Genomic DNA, 2,747 nt, shown 5'->3' with positions numbered 1-2,747 from the left:
CCCCCGCCCCCCCCCCGCCCCCCCCCCCCCCCCCCCCCCCCCCCCCCCCCCCCCCCCCCCCCCCCCCCCCCCCCCCCGCCCCGGGGGGGCCCCCCCCCCCCCCCCCCCCCCCCCCGATCGGTTTCCCGATCAGCAGCGATACCGGAGGGGGTGATATCGACTGCGTCTAAAACAACATTTAGGACAAGCTAATGTTCCTAGGCGACTGCAACAAACCTGCCGGCTCAAGCGGCGCGAAATTGCCGCCATTCGCTGCTACTGCTTTGGCGGCTGTGGCGGCACCTCGCCGGGCTTGATCACCGGGGTCTTCCCCTCATCCGGCGGTGGCGCCGCCATGCCCTGATCGCCCGTTGGCGGCGGCTTCAGCACCCCACCGCATGGCTCGAGCGTATCGGACAAATTGTTGCCGGCCGGCTTCTGCTGGTGGCTATTCTTGTCCGGCGGCTCGACTTTGCAGCGGTCGGATTGCGCCTGTTCGCCCGGCTGCGCGGCCGCCGGCACCGCCAGCACCAGCGCACCTAGCATGTACGGCAAGAAAATGAGCGGTCTCATGTCAAGCTCCTTTCGCGCCAAGATCTTCTGAATGTGCCAAGATCTTCTGAATGTGAAGGCAGGCAGGCGCGATTGGTTCCGTCGTGCGGCAATGCGCCCGGACCGCAGTGGCCCCGGGAACCGGCCGCCAGACTTATGAGTTCAACCACTGAGCCAATTCAGGGCCGCTGACATTATGGAGAACCGGCGATGGAACCGCGCAGGAAAGAACGAACCGACGACGAGACCGAGAGCCCGACGATCCAGCAACAGGACTGGGATGCCATCCGGAGCGGGAGAATCCTCCCTGGCGGCGTGCCGCAAAACGGCGATATTCGCTATGACGTCGAGAAAGACGGCGAACTGCCGGAGGAAGATGACGATAACGCTTATCAGGAAAGCGACGAGGCCTTGCCGGACGATGCCGACGAACGCGTCATTTCGCGCGACCTTGCAAGCGAGGGTGGTTCTTTCGACGAGGAATGAGCCGCCGCCTGCTTTCAATTCGGGAGGTCGAAGACCGGCTCCTGGCAGCGATAGACCAGACATTGGCCGTCACGCGTCTGGATATACGCGGCGCGCGGCACCTGCGGCCAGTCGCATTCATTGCCGAATTGGCGGACGTAACGGTCGTAGGTGTTCTGGCCGGTGGTGAGCACCACCGAGCGATGCCTCTGGATCAGAAGCTGTGTCTGTTCGCATGTCATCGCGCGGCTGTCCGGCCGGGCGTCGGCCGTCGCGGCAAACAGAAGCGCCCCGGCTGTCAGGACTGCCGCTTTTGTCAGGACTCTGGCAAGCATGAAACCACCTCCCGTGAAGCCTAACGCGCATCTTGATCTGGCAAACGCCGGATCGAGCCGCTCTCGCGCGAAGGAAAGATCGTACAGAATGCGAAAGAAAATGCAAAAAGCCCGCCGCACCTTTCGGCGCGGCGGGCTCCACCTGAACGTCACTATTTCGTCGGGCGGCTTACTCCTCCTTCACCGGCCCGAACCGGCGCACGATCATTTCGAAGACGATGTCCGATAAGGCCGATAGGCGGCAAGCTGGTTAGTGCGGCGCCTCCGGTCCAGCTCCGCCAGCAGGCTGAGATATTCCTTCCTTGCCGCCCGGCTGTGCGAGGCCTTTTGCGGCGCCCGGCCTTTCGAGAAACGGCCGAAGGACGGCCTCGAGGCCGCGGATGCGCTGCCTGATTTCGTCATCGCTCAATGCATCCAGATTGTTGATGTTGACACTCAGATCCTTGGGCAGCACCGACAGCACGAGCTTCAGGTACTGGTCGGGCTTTTCGGCGCGCACCTCGGCGATGACGCCGGCGCCATGGGCGCGAAAATCGGCGCGGATCGCTTCGAGGAAACCGTCGGCCAGCGTCTTCTTCGCCCGCCTGGTTCGCTTGCCGGGTGCCTGATCGTGCTGCTGCGGATCGCCGGTGGAGGGAGCCTTGGCCATGCCCTACTCCGCCTTCCCGGCGGAGATCGCCGGCTTTTTGTTGGCCGGCCGCACGATGCGCTTGCGCGGCTTGGCCTTCTTGCCGACGCGTGCCGACTTCGGCTTCCGCAGCTGGCTTGCCGGTTTCGCATCAGTGGTCGTGCCGGGCTTCATCGCACCGGCGTCGGGCAAGGCATTCAGCCTTGCCCTGAGAAATGCCGCCGCCTTGCTGTCGGGTGCTCCCGACGGGAAGCCGAAGCCGCCGACCGCATCAACGGTACCGCCACGCATCATGCCGATCCGCACGCCGGCTGCGACCTGCTCGAAGCGGCCGTGGCGGGCATAGGGTGCGGCGCCGGCGAACTCGCCGATGGCACTGACGACCTCTCGGCCGTCATCGTCGGTGATGATGGTGGCGTAACGGTTGGACATGGGGGCTTCTCTGAAGTGGGCGCACGGGGCGCGTTAATCTGAGGATCGTCGGGGTCGCGTTCCGTCGCGCCCCCCTCTGTCCTGCCGGACATCTCCCCACAAGGAGGGAGATTGGCTGTCATCACCGCTTTCGCCAATTTTGTAGGATGCAAAAAAGTGCTGTCGCCCAAGCTGCCGATCTCCCCACTCGTGGGGGAGATGTCCGGCAGGACAGAGGGGGGCGCTGTCCCGCCGACTTACAGCCGGCAGCACGCACATCATTCGATCGAAAAGGAGCCTGAATCGGGATAGGGGGGAGCTTCGCAGTTCCTCCCCTCCCACACCACCCTGCGTACGGGTCCGTACAGGGCGGTTCG

The 2,747-nt window shown here is 64.7% G+C and carries 5 protein-coding genes; 1 reads left to right on the top strand and 4 read right to left on the bottom strand.

What is annotated here, in order from left to right; genetic code table 11:
• Positions 1-255: 255 nt before the first annotated feature.
• The gene (locus AC0L2X_RS32275) at positions 256-552 is read right to left on the bottom strand and encodes a hypothetical protein (protein WP_473559936.1); all 297 of its coding nucleotides are present in this window, start codon (positions 550-552) and stop codon (positions 256-258) included.
• Positions 553-741: 189 nt separating this feature from the next.
• Here AC0L2X_RS32275 and AC0L2X_RS32270 point away from each other — a divergent pair, with 189 nt between their 5' ends.
• A complete protein-coding gene (locus AC0L2X_RS32270; protein WP_473601188.1) occupies positions 742-1,017 on the top strand; it encodes a hypothetical protein in 276 nt (91 codons plus the stop codon).
• A 14-nt stretch (positions 1,018-1,031) separates the two neighbouring features.
• Here the strand turns inward: AC0L2X_RS32270 and AC0L2X_RS32265 are convergent, their stop codons facing one another.
• The 3 genes from AC0L2X_RS32265 to AC0L2X_RS32255 all read right to left on the bottom strand — a co-directional run bounded on the left by AC0L2X_RS32265 (position 1,032) and on the right by AC0L2X_RS32255 (position 2,391).
• Positions 1,032-1,331: a hypothetical protein gene (locus tag AC0L2X_RS32265; RefSeq protein ID WP_473559940.1), complete on the bottom strand. Its 300-nt coding sequence runs from the start codon at positions 1,329-1,331 to the stop codon at positions 1,032-1,034.
• Positions 1,332-1,581: 250 nt separating this feature from the next.
• Positions 1,582-1,980 carry a hypothetical protein gene (locus AC0L2X_RS32260; RefSeq protein WP_352490971.1) on the bottom strand — a complete coding sequence of 133 codons (399 nt, stop codon included), beginning with the start codon at positions 1,978-1,980 and terminating at the stop codon, positions 1,582-1,584.
• A 3-nt stretch (positions 1,981-1,983) separates the two neighbouring features.
• Positions 1,984-2,391: a hypothetical protein gene (locus AC0L2X_RS32255; protein WP_473559941.1), complete on the bottom strand. Its 408-nt coding sequence runs from the start codon at positions 2,389-2,391 to the stop codon at positions 1,984-1,986.
• Positions 2,392-2,747 lie beyond the last annotated feature (356 nt).

This window comes from Mesorhizobium sp. WSM4828 (assembly GCF_055811175.1).
The sequence above is the reverse complement of the archived record's forward strand: the minus strand, read 5'-3'. Positions and strand labels throughout refer to the sequence as shown.